An 18,113-nucleotide genomic window follows, 5' to 3' on the forward strand; every position below is an offset into this window, starting at 1 on the left:
ACTGCGCAAAAAAGGTATGGAGGGGGTGATCGCAGGGATGCCGGGGGACAAAGGGGTTCTTGGGGCAACGCAGACAATTCCGTCACAACTTACCTGTTCGCAGACGCTTCCAGGGCCCGCGCCAGTTGGTCGGGACACGACGTGTCCCCCTGGCAGGCGATCCCCTTCAGGCGCCGTACCACTTCCGCCACCGGCATCTGTTTGACCAGCGCCGTCACCGCCTGGGTATTGCCGGAACAACCGCCGATGAAATCGGCACTCACGAGCACACCTTCCTCTACCTCGATATCGATCCGCTTGCTGCAGGTGCCGGCCGTTTCGTAGCTGAATCTCATTACCGTCCATCTCCTGTCATGGTTTTCAGAATGATTGATGCATAAAGTTTTGATGCTATATGCCGACCCCGCTCCTTGTCAACACCAAACCGGATTATGCCGTATCCGCCCCAGACCGTGACGACAAAACCATCGAGCCCCCCTGCCCCGTCTTGCTCGCAACTCGTTGAAACATCGCCGTAATTCCAGGGACACTCACGTGATGCGGGTCAGATCCGAAACATCCCTGCCCTCTGTTGGTTTGATTTTTCTAAAATTATGTATAAAATGAGGACATGCAGCTATTTACTTGAATCACCGGGAGGGGCAGGCACCATGTTCAAAAACGTCAGCGTCGGCACGAAAATCCTCGGTACGGTCGCCACAATCCTTGTTCTGATGATCCTGGTCGGCATCCTGTCCATCGTGAGGCTATCGAGCGTAACCGGGGTGGCCGACGACATGGGGCGCAACCTCATGCCCAGCGTATCGCTGCTGGCGCAGATGCGGAACACCGTGGACACCTACCGGCGCTCGGAACTGCAGTTCTACCTGCCGAATACGGACGAGGACTTCAAACGCTACAGCGACCGTATGGTCAAGATGCAGGACGAACTGAAAACGGCCCGGCAGAGCTATGACAAACTCGACCTGACCGATGGGGAAAAGAAGCAGATCGCCTCCTTCGACTCGGCCTGGCAGGAATATACGGCTTCCACCCGCAAGGTGCTGGAACTGATCAGGGGCGGCAACCTTGAGGACGCGCAGAAACAGACCCGCGGCGAGGGGAAGAAGCTGTATGACCGGGTGAACCGGATCCTGGGCGATCAGCAGGTCGTTAACCAGAAGGAAGCGGATGACGGCGTCAAACAGGTGCACGAAGTGGCGTCCCTAACCCGCACCTGGATCATCGTGCTCGTCTTGGTCGGCCTGGTCATCGGCGTCGTGCTCGCCCTGGTCACCGTCAGGACGATCTGTTCACCGCTGCGCCGCCTAGCGTCCGACGCCGAGCATATCGCCACCGGGGACCTGGGGGTCCAGGTCCGGGTCGATTCGGAGGACGAGGTCGGGCACCTGGCGCGCTCTTTCGAAAAGATGGTCAACAGCCTGCGGGAGATGATCGGCACCCTGGCCGACTCGTCCGCCCAGATCTCGAACTCGTCGTCGGAAATGCAGACCGATGCGGAAAAGATGGCCTTCGGCGCGGAAGAGGTCGCGGCCCAGTCCATCGGCGTGGCCACCGCGAGCGAGGAGATGTCGGCGACCTCGGGGGACATCGCCCAGAACTGCCAGCTTGCGGCGGAAAGCGCCCAGCGCGCCAACCAGGCTGCCGACCACGGCGCCGGCGTGGTGGAAAGCTCCATCTCCGTCATGCACCGCATCGCCGAACGGGTCCAATCTTCGGCCACCACCGTGGAGGCCCTGGGGAAACGTTCCGACGAGATCGGCGCCATCGTCGGCACCATCGAGGACATTGCCGACCAGACCAACCTCCTGGCCCTCAACGCGGCCATCGAGGCCGCCCGGGCCGGGGAACAGGGGCGCGGGTTCGCCGTTGTCGCCGATGAGGTCCGCGCCCTGGCGGAACGGACGACCAAGGCCACCCGGGAGATCGGCCAGATGATCAAGGCCATCCAGCAGGAAACCAAGACCGCGGTGTCCGCCATGGAAGAAGGGGTCGCCGAGGTGGAACAGGGGACCGAAGAGGCGGCCCGCTCGGGCGAGGCGCTGCGGCGGATACAGGACGAGATCAACGCGGTGAACCTCCAGGTGCAGCAGATCGCCACGGCCGCAGAGGAGCAGACCGCCACCACCGGCGAAATCAGCACCAATATCCACCAGATCACCAATGTGGCCCAGAATACGGTGGAAGGCGCCCGCAACACCTCCACCACCGCCCAGCAGCTTTCCCGCCTTTCGGACGAACTGCAACGGCTGGTGGGACAATTCAAGCTGGCCGCATCCGGCAACCTGATCGACTGGAGCGCCAGCTACAGCGTCGGCGTCCCCGCCATGGACAAGGAGCACCAGCGCCTGATCGAAATCATCAACAACCTGTACGGCGCCATGCGCTCCGGCCGGGGCCAGGATGCCATCGGCACCATTCTGGACGAACTGGTCGCCTACACCAAAACCCATTTTTCCCACGAGGAGCGCCTGATGCAGGACGCGGGGTATGGGGGATACGATGAGCAGAAGCGCGCCCATGAGGCCCTGGTGCAGCAGGTTACGGAGATTCAGGGCAAGTACCGCGCCGGCACTGCGCTGGGCCAGGAGGTCATGAGCTTCCTGAAAAGCTGGCTGGTCAATCACATCCAGGGCCTCGACAAACGTTACGGCCCCACCCTGAATAAATTTGAGAAGAAACGCTCGTAAATACGGCACCTGTCCGGTGCCTGCCACGAGGCTGCGGCCCAGTCCCCTGCCTGCTGCCCATCCGGACGGTCGGCAGGGGCGGCTCGGCGGGTGGGGTGCATGGCAATCCCGCCGCCGCACCGGCGGACCACATGAATAAGCTCGGCGTGACCATCCTGCTGCTCTTTGTCCTTTGCCTGGTTGCCTTTGCGACCTGGCAGCTCTTTGCCGGCAATCTGGCGGCTTCCTTTTCGGCCTTCCCCTTTCTGCTCATCACCTATCTGTTCGTACTGAGGCTGCGGCGCAGCCAGGACTGATCCTCGATCCTGCCGGAGCCCGGCACCGAAAAAGAGTGCCCCCCGCCCCGGCAGGCCGGAACGGGGGGCAGGTGCGCCGTCGGCCCTGCGGCCGCACGCATTTTCCCGAAAAAATCTACTTGTATTCGGGCATCTCGTCGAACTGCAGATACCGGTAGATCTTCTCCTTGTTCGGCTCGATCTTCTCCTGGTAGATCTTCATATACTCCGCCGGTTTGGGGAGTTTGCCCAAAACGGCCGTCACCGCTCCCAGCTCGGCGGAACCGAGGTAGACGCGCGCGCCGTCTCCCATGCGATCGTCGAAGTTGCGGGTCGAGGTGGAGTAGACGTGGGACTTGTCCGGCACGCGAGCCTGGTTGCCCATGCAGAGCGAACAGCCGGCAATCTCGATGCGGGCGCCGAAGGCGCTGAAGACCGAGAAATACGCCTCGTCCTTGAGCTGCTGCTGATCCATGCGGGTCGGCGGGCAGATCCAGGTGCGGACCTCGGGATTGAACTTCTGGCCCCGCCAGATTTCGGCTGCGGCGCGGAAATGGCCGATGTTGGTCATGCAGGAACCGAGGAACACGTCCTGGATCTTGTCGCCGGCCACCTCGGAGAGCAGCTTGACGTCATCCGGGTCGTTGGGGCAGGCCAGGATCGGCTCCTTGATGTCCGCCAGATCGATCTCGATCACGGCCGCGTAGTCGGCCCCCTTGTCGGCCTTCAGCAGGCTCGGCTTCTTGAGCCAGGCCTCAACCGCCTTGATGCGGTTTTGCAGGGTCTTCTTGTCCTGGTAACCATCGGCGATCAGCTTCTTCATCAGGGCCACGTTGGATTTCAGATACGTGGCTATGGACTTCTCGGAGAGCTGGATGCAGCCTGCGGCGGCCGAGCGCTCGGCAGCGGCGTCGGTCAGTTCGAAGGCCTGCTCCACGGTCAGGTCGGGCAAGCCTTCCATTTCCAGGATACGGCCATTGAAGATGTTGACCTTGTTCTTCTTGGGCACGGTCAGAAGACCCTGCTTGATGGCCCAGTAAGGAATGGCGTTCACCGCATCGCGCAGGGTGATGCCGGGATTGAGCTTGCCCTTGAAACGCACCAGGACCGATTCGGGCATGTCCAGCGGCATGAAGCCCATGGCGCCGGCAAAGGCCACCAGGCCGGAACCGGCCGGGAAGGAGATGCCGATGGGGAACCGGGTGTGGGAGTCGCCGCCGGTGCCGACCGTATCGGGCAGAAGCAGGCGGTTCAGCCAGGAGTGGATCACGCCGTCACCGGGACGCAGGGCCACGCCGCCGCGCTCGGCCGTGAAGCCGGGCAGGGTCTTGTGCATTTTGACGTCGGCCGGCTTGGGATAGGCGGCGGTGTGGCAGAAGGACTGCATATACAGGGGGGCCTGGAATTTGAGGCAGGCCAATTCCTTCAATTCGTCGGCGGTCATGGGGCCGGTGGTGTCCTGGGAGCCGACGGTGGTCATCTTGGGTTCGCAGGCGGTGCCGGGCAGGATGCCGGCCACGCCGCAGGCCTGGCCGACCATCTTCTGGGCCAGGGTGTAGGCCTGTTTGGCCTTGGGCTTGGGATTGTCCGGCAGGGTGAAGACCGTGGTCGGCTTAAGGCCTAACGCCTTCCTAGCCTTGTCGGTCACGGCGCGGCCGATGATCAGCGGAATGCGGCCGCCGGCGCGGAATTCGTCGGGCACGGTGTTGGGGGCGATGGTCAGCTTGGAGAGGACCTTCTTCCCCTTCTCGTCGGTGATGACCCCCTTCTTGGTATCGATCACGATCACGTCGCCGGTCTTCATGCCGGTCACGTCCGCCTTGAGCGGCAGGGCGCCGGAGTCCTGAGCGGTATTGAAGAAGATCGGGGCGATGACGCCGCCGATGATCACGCCGGCAGTCTTCTTGTTGGGCACGTAGGGGATCTCTTCGCCGATGGCCCACAATACGCTGTTGCAGGCGGACTTGCGGGAAGAACCGGTGCCGACCACGTCGCCCACAAAGGCCACCTGGAAGCCCTCCTTGCGGAACGTGGCGATGGTGGCAAGGCCGTCCTTGAAGCGGGTTTTGCCCATGGCCAGGGAGTGCAGCGGGATGTCGGGACGACTCCAGGCGTCGCCGGCCGGCGAGAAGTCGTCGGTATTGATCTCGCCGTCCACCTTGTAGACCTTGACCTTGATGGTTTCGGGCACGCCCGTGCGGTTGGTGAACCACTCGGCGTCGGCCCACGATTTGAGCACCGTGGCGGCCGCGGCATTCTTGGCCTTGGCCAGCGCCGCAACCTCGTCGAAGGCATCGTAGACCAGGGTGATGTGGGAGAGCGCCGTGGCGGCCTCGTCGGCCAGCTTCTTGTCCTTCAGGGCTGCCACCAGCGGGGCCACGTTGTAGCCCCCGATCATGGTGCCGAGCAGCTTGATGGCGGCGACCGGGTCGATGAGCGGGGACTTTTTCTTGCCGCTGACGATCTCGGCCAGGAATTCGGCCTTGACCTTGGCGGCCGGGTCAACGCCCGGGGAAACACGGTTGGTGATCAGGTTCAGCAGGAACTTCTCTTTTCCCTTGGGGGGCTTGACCAGCAATTTGCACAGCTCGGCGGTCTGTTCGGGAGTGAGCGGCAAGGCGGGGATTCCCTGGGCCGCCCGTTCTTTTTCGTGAGCTACATAGGCTTCGATCATCTGACATCCTCCTTTGGGATATATACTGCGGTCGTTGTGCCGTAACAAGTTTGCCTCACCGGTAAAATGCATACTGTATACACTTCAAATCGGCCAATGTCAATTGGTTACAGACCCGGCACCGCCTCAAACAATATGTGCCACATATGTCTCAAAAATTGTCGAAAACAGCAAAAGCCAACCCTGCCGCCACCTTGAACCGCCTGGCGCCCATTGCGGAATCGGATGTTGCGCTTATCTGTGTGCCATTATTGTCTCTTTATGTTGAAAACAAGATATTCATATACAAAATAAAAGCACTGTGATGCCGGGTGGTTAAACCGTAAACCGTATGCATCAAATCTGGGCACTGTCCTTGCTCATTAACAACCCTGAATGAGTCACATCCGATGTCTGCCCCGAGGAAGGGACGTGCCGCATGATGCAGTTTCTCTACAGCCACAAGGTCAAGCTCCTGCTGAGGACCCTTCATACCTTTGCTTCGTGCGCCTGGATCGGCGGCGTCTCGGCCGTTATGATAATCCTCAACAATGACCGCCGCACCATCAACGGCGACGAGCTGTTCGCCTTCAATTCCGCCATCACGACCATCGACGACATGCTCATCGGGCCGGCTGCCGCCCTGTCGCTTTTGAGCGGAGCGCTGCTCTGCCTTACGTCCAAATGGGGTTTTTTCAAGCATGGCTGGGTAATCATGAAGTGGGTGGGGACCCTGGCCGCCATCTACGTGGGGGTGGCCTACCTCAATCCCTGGATGCGGGATCTGGCGCATTTTGCGGACATCCTCCGGGACAATGCCGCCCAGAGCATCGATTACCAGCAGCTGTTCCACAAAGGAATCGTTGCTGTTTCCCTGCAGATCGGCGCCCTGGTCCTGCTGGTGGCCGTATCCATCTTCAAACCAGATCTGGAACTGTTGCCGGGCGAACACGAACTGCGGCAACTCGTGCCCCTCGGCGTCCCCAGAAAGGCCCTGCGCCTGCACGCCTGGGTTGCGGCCACGGCGCGGCGCTCGCTCAATGCGAACCGTTTCCCCTGACTACCATACCGAAACCGCCGCGTACCCCACCACCTGATTGGTGTCGCCGGTAATCGCGCCGCTGTTGCCATAGGCGGCCACTTCGGCCCGGGTGGCCCCCAGTTCGCGGCACGCCACCAGCATGACCGCCGCCGGAATCACGCCACACATGGTAATGTGCTCGCTGTGGCAAACCTTCAGCAAGCCTTCCGGATCAAAGGCCAGCACCCGCGCCAACGCCAACTCGTCCTTGCGCCGGGCCGAATCGGCCGTTTCATAATGGGTCATATCCGAGCTGGCTACGATCAGCACATCCTCACCGTATTCCCGTACTGCCGCAGCAATCCCCCTGCCGATCTCCCGCACCGCCGAAAAGTCGCCGTGGCCGAGACAGAGCGCCGCCATGGCGGCATCGGAACGCACATGCTGGATAAAGGGAACCTGGACCTCGAGGGAATGCTCGAAACGGTGGGCGCTGCTGTCGGGCTCAACAAAGGGGACGTGCCGCTGCAGCAAGGCGGTGAGGCGGGAATCGATGGCAATGGCGCCGAGCGGGGTCAGCCATTCGCCCTCGGGATAGAGGGCGGCGGCCGCTCCCGCGCCGTGGTGATTGGGACCCATGATCAATACGGAGGAAGGCATGGCGATCTGGCCATAGACCGTGCCGGCAATGGCCCCGGAATAGATGTAACCGGCATGGGGCGCGATGATGCCCAGAACGCGCCGCTTTTCCGCCACCCGCGGGACCAGCCCGTCCAGAACGGTTCGAAGCTGTTCCCGCATGCCGGGATAGAACTGTCCCGCAACCGCCGCTTGACGCTGCATGGCGCACCCCCTGCATTTATCCCCTGTTATTCCGGTCCGTCGAAAGGAAGAGAGCTGTCATCGGCCATGGGGGCCGCCTGGTCCGGCTCCAGCGGCAGCTCCTCCTGGCGTTCAAACCGGGGAGCCTCGTCAAGAGCCTGGATCTCCCGCAAAGTTGGCAGGCTTTTCAGGTCTTTAAGACCGAATACTTCAAGAAACTCTTTCGATGTTCCATAGATCAGCGGCCGGCCGGGAATATCCTTCTTGCCGAGGATTTTGACCAGCTTTTTCTCCAGAAGCGACTTGAGGACGCCGCCGCAATCGACGCCGCGCAGGTGCTCCACCTCGGCCCGGGTCAGCGGTTGGCGGTAGGCGATGATGGCCAGGGTTTCCAGGGCCGATTGGGAGAATTTCGCGATCCTGGTCTTTATGTGCCGGAGCACGTATTCCTGCAATACCGGGTGGGTCCTGAACTGCCAGCCACCGGCAACCTCCGCGAGCCCGAAGCCCCCTCCCCGCCCCTCGTGGAATTCGGCTAGTTCCGCCAAAGCGGCCTTGATGTCGTTGCGTTCGTATTCGGGCAGCATCTCGCACAACCGGTCGAGGGACAGGGCCGCATCGGCGGCAAAGATGATACTTTCGATAATGGCAGGCAAAGACATGGTTAAACCTTGCAACGGAAGTCAGGCCGCAGAGCCGCTGAAACACAGGGGTTCACTGAAAAAACACAAAACGTCACACTTTTTCTGCCCGCTACTGGGGCTCGACTGTTGACGTGCAGTGCGAGCAGCGGGTCGCCGCAAGCGGTATCGCCGACAGACAGAAAGGACAATCCTTGGTGGTGGCTGGGGCGGGTGTTCCCTCACGCCGCAAACGGTTGATCTGTTTGACCATGAGAAAGACCACGAAGGCCATGATGGTGAAGTCCACGAGGGTATTGATAAAGAGTCCGTAATTGATGGTGGCGGCACCGGCCTTCTTGGCCTCGGCCAGGGTCTCGTAGGTCTTCCCGGAAATATTGATGAACAACGAGGAAAAATCCATCTTGCCGACCAGGAGCCCGACCGGCGGCATGATGATGTCGGTCACCAGCGATTGCACCACCTTGTTGAAAGCCGCGCCGATAATGATGCCGACCGCCAGGTCGATAACACTGCCCTTGAGTGCAAATTCCTTGAACTCTTTCAGCATGTCGTACCTCCTTTATGCAGTGGATTGAACAGCTTCTTCCCCCTCGCCCTCCGGTCCCGGAACAACGGCGGGAACGAACCAGATGGCGCCGTACTCCCCACTCTGGAAGATGCGGATCAGTTTGAGGCGGCACAATTCCAGAAGGGCCAGAAAGGTGACGATGACCCGTTCCCGGGTCAACTCGTCCTTGACGAGTTCATCGAATTGAAGTGTATCACGATCTTGGAGCAGGGAAAGTATTTCATTGATGCAGTCGGCAATACTCAGGGAATCGCCCGGGGCGACATCATGGAAACTCTCCGCCGGAATGCGCGCCAGAAGGGCCCGGAAAGCGTCCACGAGCTCAAACAGCGACACCTCCAGCGGCCCTTCTTCGGCCCGGGCCGCGGCCAGCGCCGGTTCCGGGCAGGCGCGGGCGAACACCTCACGCCCCAGAAGCGCCCGGGCCCCAATGACCATGCCGGCCTCCTTGTACTGCTGGTACTCCAGCAATCGCCGCACCAGTTCGGCCCGGGGGTCCCCCTCTTCTTCCTCGCCCTCCTCCTCTTCATCCGGCGGCAGCAGCATGCGGGACTTGATATGCAACAGCGTGGAGGCCATCAGCAGAAAATCGCCGGCCACATCCAGGTTGAGCACCTTCATCAATTTGATGTAGTCCAGGTACTGGCGGGTGATGTCCGCAATGGGAATGTCGCAGATATCCACCTCATTCTTGCGGATCAGGTGCAGCAACAGGTCCAGCGGCCCGTCGAACTTGTCGAGATGAACGCTGTAGCCATCGCGGAAGCCGTCGAGCAGCGTGGGGTTTTCCTCCCGGGTCGGATTCATCGGCGGTAGACCGGTTCCAGGGCCACGATCAAATCTTTAGAGCGTCGCGGACTTCGGCCATGACGCTGTCGGACACCTCCGAAGCCCGCCGGCTGCCGTCCACCAGCAGGTCGTTGACAAAATCGGGCTGGCTGGCCAGTTCTGCCCGCCGTGCCCGGCAGGGCGCCAGCCGCTCGTTCATGCACTCGGCCAGGATTCTTTTGCACTCCACGCAGCCGATGGCGGCATTGCGGCAGGCCGGGATGATCTCGTCCAGCTTTTCCTGGGGCACGTAGATGCGGTGAAGGTTGAACGCCACGCAGACGTCGGGGTCGCCGGGGTCGCTTTTTCGGACCCGGGCGGGATCGGTCATCATGGACAGGACCTTTTTGGTGGTGTCCTCGGCCGTGTCGGAAAGGTAGATGGAGTTGCCGTAGGATTTGCTCATCTTGCGGCCATCGAGGCCGAGCAGTTTGGGCGTCTCGGTCAAAAGCGCCTCGGGCTCGGGAAAGACGTTGCCGTACAGATAGTTGAAGCGTCGTGCAATCTCGCGGGTGATCTCCAAGTGCGGCAGCTGATCGTGCCCCACCGGCACCCGGGTGGCCTTGTAGAGGATGATGTCGGCCGCCATAAGCACCGGATAGCCCAGGAAGCCGAAGGTGGAAAGGTCCTTGGCCTCCAGGTTGTCCAGCATCTCCTTGTAGGTCGGGTTACGCTCCAGCCAGGAGACCGGCGTGATCATGGACAGGATCAGGTTCAGCTCGGAGTGGTGCGGCACCAGGCTTTGGCGGAACACGACGCTCTTGGCCGGGTCGAGGCCGAAGCCGACCCAATCCAGCACCATCTCGTGGATGCTGTCGCGGATACCGGCGGTGTCGGCGTATTCCGTGGTCAACGAGTGCCAATCCGCCACAAAGAAGAAACAGTCGAAAGAGTCCTGGATCTTGACCCAGTTCTCCAATACGCCGTGATAATGGCCGATGTGCAGTTTCCCGGTCGGCCGCATGCCGCTGACAATACGCTGCTGTGTACCCATTTTCGTGCTCCCAGAAGTTATAGTGTGGAAACCATGAGCTTCCGGTCCGGCACGGTTGTCGCGGCATTATGCGGAAGCATAACGCCGCGGCGTCACTCAAAAGGTCCTGAGTAGTGCAGGCCCGGAATAAAAAGGCAGTTTCCCGTAATCTAACGCATCATGAGCCGTGTGACGCCCAACACCAAGCCGCTCTGGGGTCCGGCCAGCACATGGACCCCCACGTTGAGAATAGGCGAAATGACATAGGAAAAGACATTCGTAAAAAATACCAGGACGATGATGATCACCATCCCATACGGCTCGATGCGAGCCCATGCCGCCGCCTGGCGATAGGGGAGAAGCCCGACCAGCACCCTGCCGCCGTCGAGCGGCGGCACCGGGATCATGTTGAAGATCGCCAGCAGCAGATTGATGTAGACCGAGAAAGCCAACATGAGGGCAACCGGCTCAACCAGCATGGAGAGGGGCGACCCCTGCGGAACCATCGAGTTATCGACGGCCACTACCCCCCGCAGCATAAAGGCGGAAACGGTCGCCAGAACGAGATTGGTTATGGGCCCGGCCGCCGCCACCCAGATCATGTCCCGCTTGGGGTTGCGCAGATTGGAAAAGGTCACCGGGACCGGCTTGGCCCAACCGATGCCGATGAAGAAGATCATCAGGGTGCCGATGATATCGATATGCTTGAACGGGTTGAGAGTCAGCCGGCCGAGCATGCGCGCCGTAGGGTCGCCGTAACGCCATGCGACGAAACCGTGGGATACCTCGTGGCAGACGATGGCCAGCATGCCCGGCACGAGCATGACGGAGAGCTTGAAGAGGAAATTTTCCATGAACATCCTTTTAAACTTGATAAACCGTCTGTCTTTCTAACAGAGTGGCCGGGTAAAGTCAATTGGAGCAAAAAATGGAAAAGGCGGGAAAATCCCGCCACAAACCGCCGTCGCCCCCGCCTCCCGTCCCACGTCTCGGTTCAGGTCGCTGTTTTTTCGACGCAACTGGGCCCCACCGGCAACTCGATCCTGAACTCGGCGCCGCCCTGCGCGTTTGCCGCCGTCAGTCTGCCGGCCATGTTTTTTTCAATGATCATCTTCGACATGAACAGACCGATGCCGGTGCCCTGGTCCGGGCTCTTCGTGGTAAAGTACGGGTCGAAAATCCTGCTGCGGATGTCTTCGCCGATGCCGCCGCCGTTATCATGCACCGTGACGACCGAACGATCGTTATCCCGAAAGGCCCGGATGACGATCCGGGGGTCTTCGACCCTTCTCTCCTGCAGGACATCCTTGGCGTTGCTGACGATATTGAGCAGGACCTGGGCGTATTCGTTCTTGTAGCCGAAGGCCGTGACATCTTCTTCGAGGTGCAGTTCCACCGTAATGCCGCCATGCTTCAAGGCTGCGGAGATGAGCCCGACAGCCAGGTGCACGGCCTTGGCGACGGAGAACAGGCGTTTGTCCTTATCCTGCCGGAAGAAGTTGCGGAAGTCGTCGATGGTGGCGGACATGTGGTGGATGATCTGCATGGCGCCGGCAACTTCCCGGTCGAACTCCTCCCCGGTGAGTTCCCCCGATTGGTGGGCGATGTGCAGATTCTGTACGATGAGCCCCACGTTGTTGAGCGGCTGGCGCCATTGGTGGGCGATGTTGTTGACCATCTCTCCCATGGCCGCCAGGCGGCTCTGCTGGAACAGCATCTGGTCCCTCTGGCGGAGCTCGACGACGGTTTCCGCCACCCGTTTTTCAAGGGACTGGTTGAGTTCTTCAAGCTGGAGGCTTTTTTGCGAGAGCGTGTCCTGTGCCCGCTTCCGCTCCGTGATGTCGTGGACGATCGCCCACATGGCGAACGGGTTTCCCCGGTCGTCGCGAATGAGTTGGGTCCGCAGCTCTACGGGAAAGACCGAACCGTCTTTCCGCCGGTACTCCTTTTCATACACATCGGAATACCCGCGGGGGATAACCTGTTCCACGACGATTCTCCGCTCCATGGCATGCCATTTTTCGGGCGTGAGATCCTCGTAGGTCCTGGTGCGCAGTTCTTCCGCCCCGTATCCGAGCATGGCGCGAAAGACCTCATTGTATTGCAGAATTCCGCCGTCCATGTCGACGCTGGCAAAGGCGTCCATCATCCCCTCGTAGAGAAGGCTGAAGAGCATGTCCCTGTTTTTTATCGTCTCTTTCAGCCGTCTGGATTCCAGGAGGTAGCGGCTGATAAGTTGGTACAGGAGGGCGCCGGTAATGACGACGAAGAAAAAGCCTTTAAAAACGGAGAGATGCACCCATGTGCCGGGATCGGTGATGACGAGGCTCAGGGCCGTGTCGGAGAAATAGATCCACAGGCAGCTGAAAATCCCATAGATTGCGATGATTTTGAGCAGGTCGCGGCGATCCGCTTTTTCGAGAACCCTTTTCATGACGCCACCTTGCCGGCGTACACCACCCAGAGGACTTGACGTTAAATTAAAAAATTTTATTATGTTGTCACAGTATACCAAATAAAGCTGACCTGTCCATGTTTAGCTGCAAACAAACTAAGCGCAACAATACTTTTCATTGGCAAATATGGCCAAAATATGCTGGTATGCAGGGAATACAAAGAAGAAGAGGAGGCATGGGTGAAATGACTAAGCAGCCAAAGGATAAGGGCATCATTCCGTGCAAACGGATTGCTCTTGTCGCACATGACAATAAAAAGCATGATCTCATCGAATGGGCTCTATTTAACAGGGACTTGCTGGCTCAGCACAAACTGTGCGCCACGGGGACTACGGGCACACTGTTGGAGGAAGCGCTCCGTATCCCTATCACCAAGTATCAAAGTGGCCCTCTTGGCGGCGACTTGCAGATCGGTGCCAAAATTGCCGAAGGCGAAATCGATTTGATCATTTTTTTCTGGGACCCGCTGGAACCACAACCTCACGACCCGGATGTGAAGGCGCTCCTGCGGATTGCGGTTGTCTGGAACATTCCCGTGGCATGCAACCGCACCACGGCCGATTTGGTTATTTCATCGCCCCTCATGTCGTCGGGCTATAAACGGACCATCCCCGACTTCAAGGAGTACCGGGACCGTTTCCATAATTCACCGGGAATTTGAACAACCACTTCTTGCCCGCAAAAAAGCGGGTCATGTGTACCTCTATACATGACCCGCCTGTATTTCTATGCTGCACAAGGGAAGAAACGTATCAGACCCTCACAACCGGCGCCTGTCGATGACGCGATTGGCCTTCCCCTCGTTGCGCGGCAGGCTGTTGGGTTCGACCAGTTTGACGGCGACCCCCACACCCAGCACCGTGTCGATCTTCTTCTCGACCATCTCCAGAAAGGCCCGCTGCTTTTTCATCTCGTCGAAGAAGATATGCTCCGTGACCTCGATGCTGACCTCAAGGGTATCCATGGCACCCTTACGGTCAACCACCAGTTGGTAATGGGGCTCGCACCCCTCGATGGCCACCAGCACCTCTTCGATCTGCGACGGAAAGACGTTGACCCCCTTGATGATCAGCATGTCGTCGGAACGGCCCATGGTCTTCTTCATGCGCACCATGGTCCGGCCGCATTCGCAGACGTCATAGTCGAGGCTGGTGATGTCCCGCGTCCGGTAGCGGATCATGGGAAAGGCCTCCTTGCTGATGGTCGTCAGTACCAGTTCGCCCACGCTTCCCGGCGGCAGCACTTCGCAGGTCTCGGGGTCGATGATTTCCGGGATGAAGGAGTCCTCGAAGATGTGCATGCCGCATTTGCAGCGGCATTCCCCCGCGACGCCGGGGCCGATGACCTCCGACAGGCCATAATTGTCCGTGGCGCTTAGGTGGAGGCGCGACTCGATCTCCCGGCGCATGGCTTCGGACCAGGGCTCGCCGCCGAACAGCCCCACCTTGAGGGACAAGGTCTTGGGATCGATGCCCATCTTTTCCATGCGGTCGGCGATATTGACGGCATAGCTGGGCGTGCAGACCAGAACCGTGCTTTTGTAATCCTGCATGATCATGATCTGCTTGTCGGTGTTGCCGCCGCTCATGGGGATAACGGCGGCCCCGATGGTTTCCGAACCGTAGTGCAGGCCGAAGGCCCCGGTGAACAGGCCGTAGCCGAAGGCAATCTGTACCACGTCGTCCGGGGTGACGCCGGCCGCGGTCATGAAGCGGGCCACAAGGTTCGACCAGATCTTGAGATCGTTCTTGGTATATCCCACCACCGTCGGCTTGCCGGTGGTGCCCGACGACGAATGGATGCGGACCACTTCCCTGAGCGGCACGGCAAACATCCCGTAGGGGTAATTGAGCCGCAGATCCTCCTTGGTGGTAAAGGGGAGCTTTGCCAAATCCGCCAGGGAGGTGATGTCCTCGGGGACGATGCCCCGTTCGTTGAACTTCGTCCGGTAGCAGGTTACGTTCTTATAGGCGCGGTTCAGGGTCGCCTGGAGCCGTTCGAGCTGGAGTTGTTCGATCTCGTCCCGAGGCATGCATTCATGCTGGGGGTCCCAAATAATGTTCTGCATCACAACCTCATAACAGTTTGATTTCAGGCCAGGGCCGCATCCACAAGCTGCTTGATCCTGGCAATGCCCTCTTCCACCGGCAGCAGCAGCACCTCGCCGGTTTTGCGGATCTTGACCTCGACCTTCCCTTCGGCCAGCCCCTTGCTGCCGACCACGATGCGCAACGGGATGCCGATCAGGTCGTTATCCTTGAATTTGACGCCAGGCCGCTCGTCGCGGTCGTCGAACAGCGTCTCCACCCCCAACTGCTGCAGTTTGGAGTAGATTTCTTCGGCTGCGGTCATGACGCCGCTATCCTTGGCGTTGAGGGCCACGACGGAGCAGTGGAAAGGTGCCAGGGGCAGCGGGAAGATAATGCCGTTCTCGTCGTGGTTCTGTTCGATGGCCGCGGCCACCGTCCTGCCGATGCCGATGCCGTAGCATCCCATGAAGATGACCTGTTCCTTGCCGTCCGCATCCAGGTAGGTGGCATTGAGCGCGGTGGAATACTTGGTCCCGAGTTTGAAGACATGCCCCACCTCGATGCCACGCCACATCTCCAGTTTTCCCTCCTGGCAGCGGGGACAGGCATCGCCGGCCACAACCATGCGGATATCGGCAAAGCGCTCGACCGAGAAATCCCGTCCCAGGTTGGCACCCGTGAAATGCATATCCTTTTCGTTGGCGCCCATGACCACATTGACCATGCCCTCGATGGCCAGGTCCGCGATGACCGGTACCTTCTCCTTGAGTCCCAGCGGGCCGAGGAAGCCGATGGGCGATCCGGTGATGCGCAGGATTGCCTCTTCGGTCGCCATTTCGATCTCGTCCCAGCCCAGGCTGTTCTTGAGTTTGATCTCGTTCAGCTCATGGTCTCCCCGCAACAGCGCCATGACGAACTCGCCGCTGCCCGAGGCGTACACGAGGGTCTTGACCGTCCTGTCGGCGGCAAGCTTCAGGAAGGCCGCCACATCGGCAATGGTTTTCATGTCCGGCGTCGGGATCTTCTCCAACGGCAGGAGTTCCTGGGCCGCCCCCGGGGGCAGCGGCCGCGCCTCGGCCTTTTCCACGTTGGCGGCATAACGGCAGGAGTTGCAGGAGGCGATAGCATCCTCGCCCGAATCCGCCAGAACCATGAACTCATGGGAGAACGAACCGCCAATGGTGCCCGAATCCGCCTCAACGGCACGGAAATTCAGCCCGCAGCGCTCGAAGATGCGCACATAGGCCTGATACATGCGGTCGTAGGACTCGTCCGCGGCGTTGCTGTCCACGTCGAACGAATAGGCGTCCTTCATGATGAATTCGCGACCCCGCATGAGGCCGAAACGGGGACGGATCTCGTCGCGGAACTTGGTCTGGATCTGGTAGAAGTTGATCGGCATCTGCCGATAGCTCTTGATCTCGCGGCGGATCATGTCGGTGATGACCTCTTCATGGGTCGGCCCCATGCAGAACTCCCCATCCTTGCGATCCTTGAAACGCAAGAGCTCCTTGCCGTAAAAGGTCCAGCGCCCCGACTCCTGCCACAACTCGGCCGGCTGGACGCTCGGCATGAGCATCTCTATGGCCCCGGCCCGGTTCATCTCCTCCCGGACGATGTTCTCGAACTTGCGGATGGAGCGCAACCCCATGGGGAGGTAATTATAGATGCCGGCCGCCAGTTTGCGGATCATGCCGGCGCGCAGCATCAATTGGTGCGATACGACCTCGGCGTCGGAGGGGGTTTCCTTGACAGTAGGAATGAAATAACGGGAATAGAGCATTGTCACCTCAGAGGATGGTATAGTACATTTTTACTTCCAAAACGCCAAAGGCGGTCTCTCACAAAGCTCACAGATGCACAGAGAAAAAGACAAGAAAAACCGTTATGAATTTTGGTTTACTCTCAAAAACGCCTGCTTATTCTTGGTATTCCGATTTTCTCCGTGCCTCTGTGAGCTTGAGCGAACAAATAGTGAGCGGGTGAGAGAACGGTTCAGATTTTCAGAGTTTATCGATCTCTTCGAGCAGGGCGTCGGCCAACTTGTCTTCCGGCACCTTGCGGACGATCTCGCCGTTACGGAACAAGAGCCCCTCCCCTTTTCCACCGGCAATACCCACATCCGCCTCGCGGGCCTCTCCGGGGCCGTTGACGGCGCACCCCATGACTGCGACCGTAATCCGTTTGTCCACCCCCTGGAGCCGGCGTTCCACCTCTTCGGCAACCTTGATCAGGTTGATCTGGCAGCGGCCGCAGGTGGGGCAGGAAACAAAGTTGACGCCGCGCTGGCGCAAGCCGAGGCTCTTCAGGATCTCGTACCCCACCCTGACCTCGTCCAACGGGTCGCCGGTCAGGGAAACCCGCATGGTGTCGCCGATGCCGTCGGCCAGCAGGATGCCGAGACCGACCGAGGACTTGACCGTTCCGGAAAAGATGGTCCCGGCCTCGGTGATGCCGATGTGCAGGGGGTAGTCCACCCGTTCCGAGAGCAGCCGATAGGCGGAAACCGTTTTCATCACATCAGACGCCTTGAGGGATATCTTGATCTCCTGATAGCCCAGCTCCTCCAGAATACGCACATGGCCAAGGGCGGATTCCACCATGGCCTCGGCCGTGGGATGACCGAAGCGTTCCAGCAATTCCTTTTCGAGAGAACCGGCATTGACGCCGATGCGGATGGGCACCTGACGCTCAGCCGCCGCCTTGACCACCTCACCCACCTTCCACTTGTCGCCGATATTGCCCGGATTGAGCCGCAGCCCGTCTATGCCCCCTTCAAGGACCTGGAGAGCCAGCTTGTAATCGAAATGGATATCCGCGATAACCGGGATGGGACTTTCATGCTTGATCCTGCCCAATGCCACGGCGGCATCCATGTCCGGCACGGCGCAGCGGATGATCTCGCAGCCGCCGGCAGCCAGTGCGGCAATCTGGGCCAGGGTGGCGGAGACGTCCCGGGTATCGGTGGAACACATGGACTGGACCGCGCAGGGGGCGCCGCCACCCACGGGGACCGATCCGACTCGTATCTGTCTGGTTAGCTTTTTCATAACTTGGCATACTAGCCAAAGAGCGGGAACAAAGTCAAGGAAGTCGAGAGAATCAGGCGCTACTGCTCCCACATTCAATAAAAAGGACCCGTCGGTTGTCCGA

At 59.9% G+C, this 18,113-nt stretch carries 16 protein-coding genes; 4 read left to right on the forward strand and 12 right to left on the reverse strand.

Annotation, left to right across the window (positions count from 1 at the left end; translation table 11 throughout):
- Positions 1 to 89: 89 nt before the first annotated feature.
- The gene (locus tag FO488_RS09080) at positions 90 to 335 is read right to left on the reverse strand and encodes a TIGR03905 family TSCPD domain-containing protein (protein WP_149210265.1); all 246 of its coding nucleotides are present in this window, start codon (positions 333 to 335) and stop codon (positions 90 to 92) included.
- Between the two features lie 315 nt (positions 336 to 650).
- On the opposite strand from FO488_RS09080, the gene FO488_RS09085 reads away from it, so the two are divergent.
- Positions 651 to 2,690 carry a bacteriohemerythrin gene (locus FO488_RS09085; protein ID WP_168205956.1) on the forward strand — a complete coding sequence of 680 codons (2,040 nt, stop codon included), beginning with the start codon at positions 651 to 653 and terminating at the stop codon, positions 2,688 to 2,690.
- A 131-nt stretch (positions 2,691 to 2,821) separates the two neighbouring features.
- Positions 2,822 to 2,986 carry a hypothetical protein gene (locus FO488_RS19405; RefSeq protein WP_168205957.1) on the forward strand — a complete coding sequence of 55 codons (165 nt, stop codon included), beginning with the start codon at positions 2,822 to 2,824 and terminating at the stop codon, positions 2,984 to 2,986.
- Between the two features lie 115 nt (positions 2,987 to 3,101).
- Here the strand turns inward: FO488_RS19405 and FO488_RS09090 are convergent, their stop codons facing one another.
- On the reverse strand, positions 3,102 to 5,639 hold the full coding sequence (locus tag FO488_RS09090; protein ID WP_149210267.1) for a bifunctional aconitate hydratase 2/2-methylisocitrate dehydratase: 2,538 nt from the start codon (positions 5,637 to 5,639) through the stop codon (positions 3,102 to 3,104).
- Positions 5,640 to 6,057: 418 nt separating this feature from the next.
- Here FO488_RS09090 and FO488_RS09095 point away from each other — a divergent pair, with 418 nt between their 5' ends.
- Positions 6,058 to 6,678, forward strand: coding sequence for a DUF2269 family protein (locus FO488_RS09095; protein WP_149210268.1), 621 nt, complete (start codon positions 6,058 to 6,060; stop codon positions 6,676 to 6,678).
- Here the strand turns inward: FO488_RS09095 and amrB are convergent, their stop codons facing one another.
- The 7 genes from amrB to FO488_RS09130 all read right to left on the reverse strand — a co-directional run bounded on the left by amrB (position 6,679) and on the right by FO488_RS09130 (position 12,908).
- The gene (amrB, locus tag FO488_RS09100; protein ID WP_149210269.1) at positions 6,679 to 7,482 is read right to left on the reverse strand and encodes an AmmeMemoRadiSam system protein B; all 804 of its coding nucleotides are present in this window, start codon (positions 7,480 to 7,482) and stop codon (positions 6,679 to 6,681) included. It lies immediately after the preceding gene.
- 26 nt (positions 7,483 to 7,508) lie between these two features.
- Positions 7,509 to 8,123: an SMC-Scp complex subunit ScpB gene (gene scpB, locus FO488_RS09105; protein WP_149210270.1), complete on the reverse strand. Its 615-nt coding sequence runs from the start codon at positions 8,121 to 8,123 to the stop codon at positions 7,509 to 7,511.
- 91 nt (positions 8,124 to 8,214) lie between these two features.
- Complete coding sequence (gene mscL, locus FO488_RS09110) at positions 8,215 to 8,652, reverse strand: large conductance mechanosensitive channel protein MscL (protein ID WP_149210271.1); 438 nt, start codon at positions 8,650 to 8,652, stop codon at positions 8,215 to 8,217.
- Positions 8,653 to 8,664: 12 nt separating this feature from the next.
- Positions 8,665 to 9,480: a ScpA family protein gene (locus tag FO488_RS09115; RefSeq protein WP_149210272.1), complete on the reverse strand. Its 816-nt coding sequence runs from the start codon at positions 9,478 to 9,480 to the stop codon at positions 8,665 to 8,667.
- A 28-nt stretch (positions 9,481 to 9,508) separates the two neighbouring features.
- Positions 9,509 to 10,495 carry a tryptophan--tRNA ligase gene (gene trpS, locus FO488_RS09120; RefSeq protein ID WP_149210273.1) on the reverse strand — a complete coding sequence of 329 codons (987 nt, stop codon included), beginning with the start codon at positions 10,493 to 10,495 and terminating at the stop codon, positions 9,509 to 9,511.
- 149 nt (positions 10,496 to 10,644) lie between these two features.
- A complete protein-coding gene (locus FO488_RS09125; RefSeq protein WP_149210274.1) occupies positions 10,645 to 11,328 on the reverse strand; it encodes a site-2 protease family protein in 684 nt (227 codons plus the stop codon).
- A 140-nt stretch (positions 11,329 to 11,468) separates the two neighbouring features.
- Positions 11,469 to 12,908, reverse strand: a complete 1,440-nt coding sequence (locus FO488_RS09130) for a PAS domain S-box protein (protein ID WP_149210275.1) — start codon at positions 12,906 to 12,908, stop codon at positions 11,469 to 11,471.
- A 206-nt stretch (positions 12,909 to 13,114) separates the two neighbouring features.
- Between FO488_RS09130 and FO488_RS09135 the strand changes: the two genes are divergently transcribed.
- On the forward strand, positions 13,115 to 13,591 hold the full coding sequence (locus FO488_RS09135) for a methylglyoxal synthase (RefSeq protein WP_149212134.1): 477 nt from the start codon (positions 13,115 to 13,117) through the stop codon (positions 13,589 to 13,591).
- Between the two features lie 99 nt (positions 13,592 to 13,690).
- On the opposite strand, the gene FO488_RS09140 is transcribed toward FO488_RS09135, so the two are convergent.
- The 3 genes from FO488_RS09140 to ispG all read right to left on the reverse strand — a co-directional run bounded on the left by FO488_RS09140 (position 13,691) and on the right by ispG (position 18,010).
- Positions 13,691 to 14,998 carry a phenylacetate--CoA ligase family protein gene (locus FO488_RS09140; protein ID WP_149210276.1) on the reverse strand — a complete coding sequence of 436 codons (1,308 nt, stop codon included), beginning with the start codon at positions 14,996 to 14,998 and terminating at the stop codon, positions 13,691 to 13,693.
- 23 nt (positions 14,999 to 15,021) lie between these two features.
- Positions 15,022 to 16,743, reverse strand: a complete 1,722-nt coding sequence (locus tag FO488_RS09145) for a proline--tRNA ligase (RefSeq protein ID WP_149210277.1) — start codon at positions 16,741 to 16,743, stop codon at positions 15,022 to 15,024.
- A gap of 220 nt (positions 16,744 to 16,963) precedes the next feature.
- Positions 16,964 to 18,010: a flavodoxin-dependent (E)-4-hydroxy-3-methylbut-2-enyl-diphosphate synthase gene (gene ispG, locus FO488_RS09150; RefSeq protein ID WP_149210278.1), complete on the reverse strand. Its 1,047-nt coding sequence runs from the start codon at positions 18,008 to 18,010 to the stop codon at positions 16,964 to 16,966.
- Positions 18,011 to 18,113: the final 103 nt, after the last annotated feature.

This window comes from Geobacter sp. FeAm09 (assembly GCF_008330225.1).
GTDB lineage: Bacteria > Desulfobacterota > Desulfuromonadia > Geobacterales > Pseudopelobacteraceae > Oryzomonas.

Excerpts from the sequence above, each read along its gene's own strand:
- FO488_RS09080 (WP_149210265.1), bottom strand. The coding sequence starts at position 335 with ATGAGATTCAGCTACGAAACGGCCGGCACCTGCAGCAAGCGGATCGAT.
- FO488_RS09085 (WP_168205956.1), top strand. The coding sequence starts at position 651 with ATGTTCAAAAACGTCAGCGTCGGCACGAAAATCCTCGGTACGGTCGCC.
- FO488_RS19405 (WP_168205957.1), top strand. The coding sequence starts at position 2,822 with ATGAATAAGCTCGGCGTGACCATCCTGCTGCTCTTTGTCCTTTGCCTG.
- FO488_RS09090 (WP_149210267.1), bottom strand. The coding sequence starts at position 5,639 with ATGATCGAAGCCTATGTAGCTCACGAAAAAGAACGGGCGGCCCAGGGA.
- FO488_RS09095 (WP_149210268.1), top strand. The coding sequence starts at position 6,058 with ATGATGCAGTTTCTCTACAGCCACAAGGTCAAGCTCCTGCTGAGGACC.
- amrB (WP_149210269.1), bottom strand. The coding sequence starts at position 7,482 with ATGCAGCGTCAAGCGGCGGTTGCGGGACAGTTCTATCCCGGCATGCGG.
- scpB (WP_149210270.1), bottom strand. The coding sequence starts at position 8,123 with ATGTCTTTGCCTGCCATTATCGAAAGTATCATCTTTGCCGCCGATGCG.
- mscL (WP_149210271.1), bottom strand. The coding sequence starts at position 8,652 with ATGCTGAAAGAGTTCAAGGAATTTGCACTCAAGGGCAGTGTTATCGAC.
- FO488_RS09115 (WP_149210272.1), bottom strand. The coding sequence starts at position 9,480 with ATGAATCCGACCCGGGAGGAAAACCCCACGCTGCTCGACGGCTTCCGC.
- trpS (WP_149210273.1), bottom strand. The coding sequence starts at position 10,495 with ATGGGTACACAGCAGCGTATTGTCAGCGGCATGCGGCCGACCGGGAAA.
- FO488_RS09125 (WP_149210274.1), bottom strand. The coding sequence starts at position 11,328 with ATGGAAAATTTCCTCTTCAAGCTCTCCGTCATGCTCGTGCCGGGCATG.
- FO488_RS09130 (WP_149210275.1), bottom strand. The coding sequence starts at position 12,908 with ATGAAAAGGGTTCTCGAAAAAGCGGATCGCCGCGACCTGCTCAAAATC.
- FO488_RS09135 (WP_149212134.1), top strand. The coding sequence starts at position 13,115 with ATGACTAAGCAGCCAAAGGATAAGGGCATCATTCCGTGCAAACGGATT.
- FO488_RS09140 (WP_149210276.1), bottom strand. The coding sequence starts at position 14,998 with ATGCAGAACATTATTTGGGACCCCCAGCATGAATGCATGCCTCGGGAC.
- FO488_RS09145 (WP_149210277.1), bottom strand. The coding sequence starts at position 16,743 with ATGCTCTATTCCCGTTATTTCATTCCTACTGTCAAGGAAACCCCCTCC.
- ispG (WP_149210278.1), bottom strand. The coding sequence starts at position 18,010 with ATGAAAAAGCTAACCAGACAGATACGAGTCGGATCGGTCCCCGTGGGT.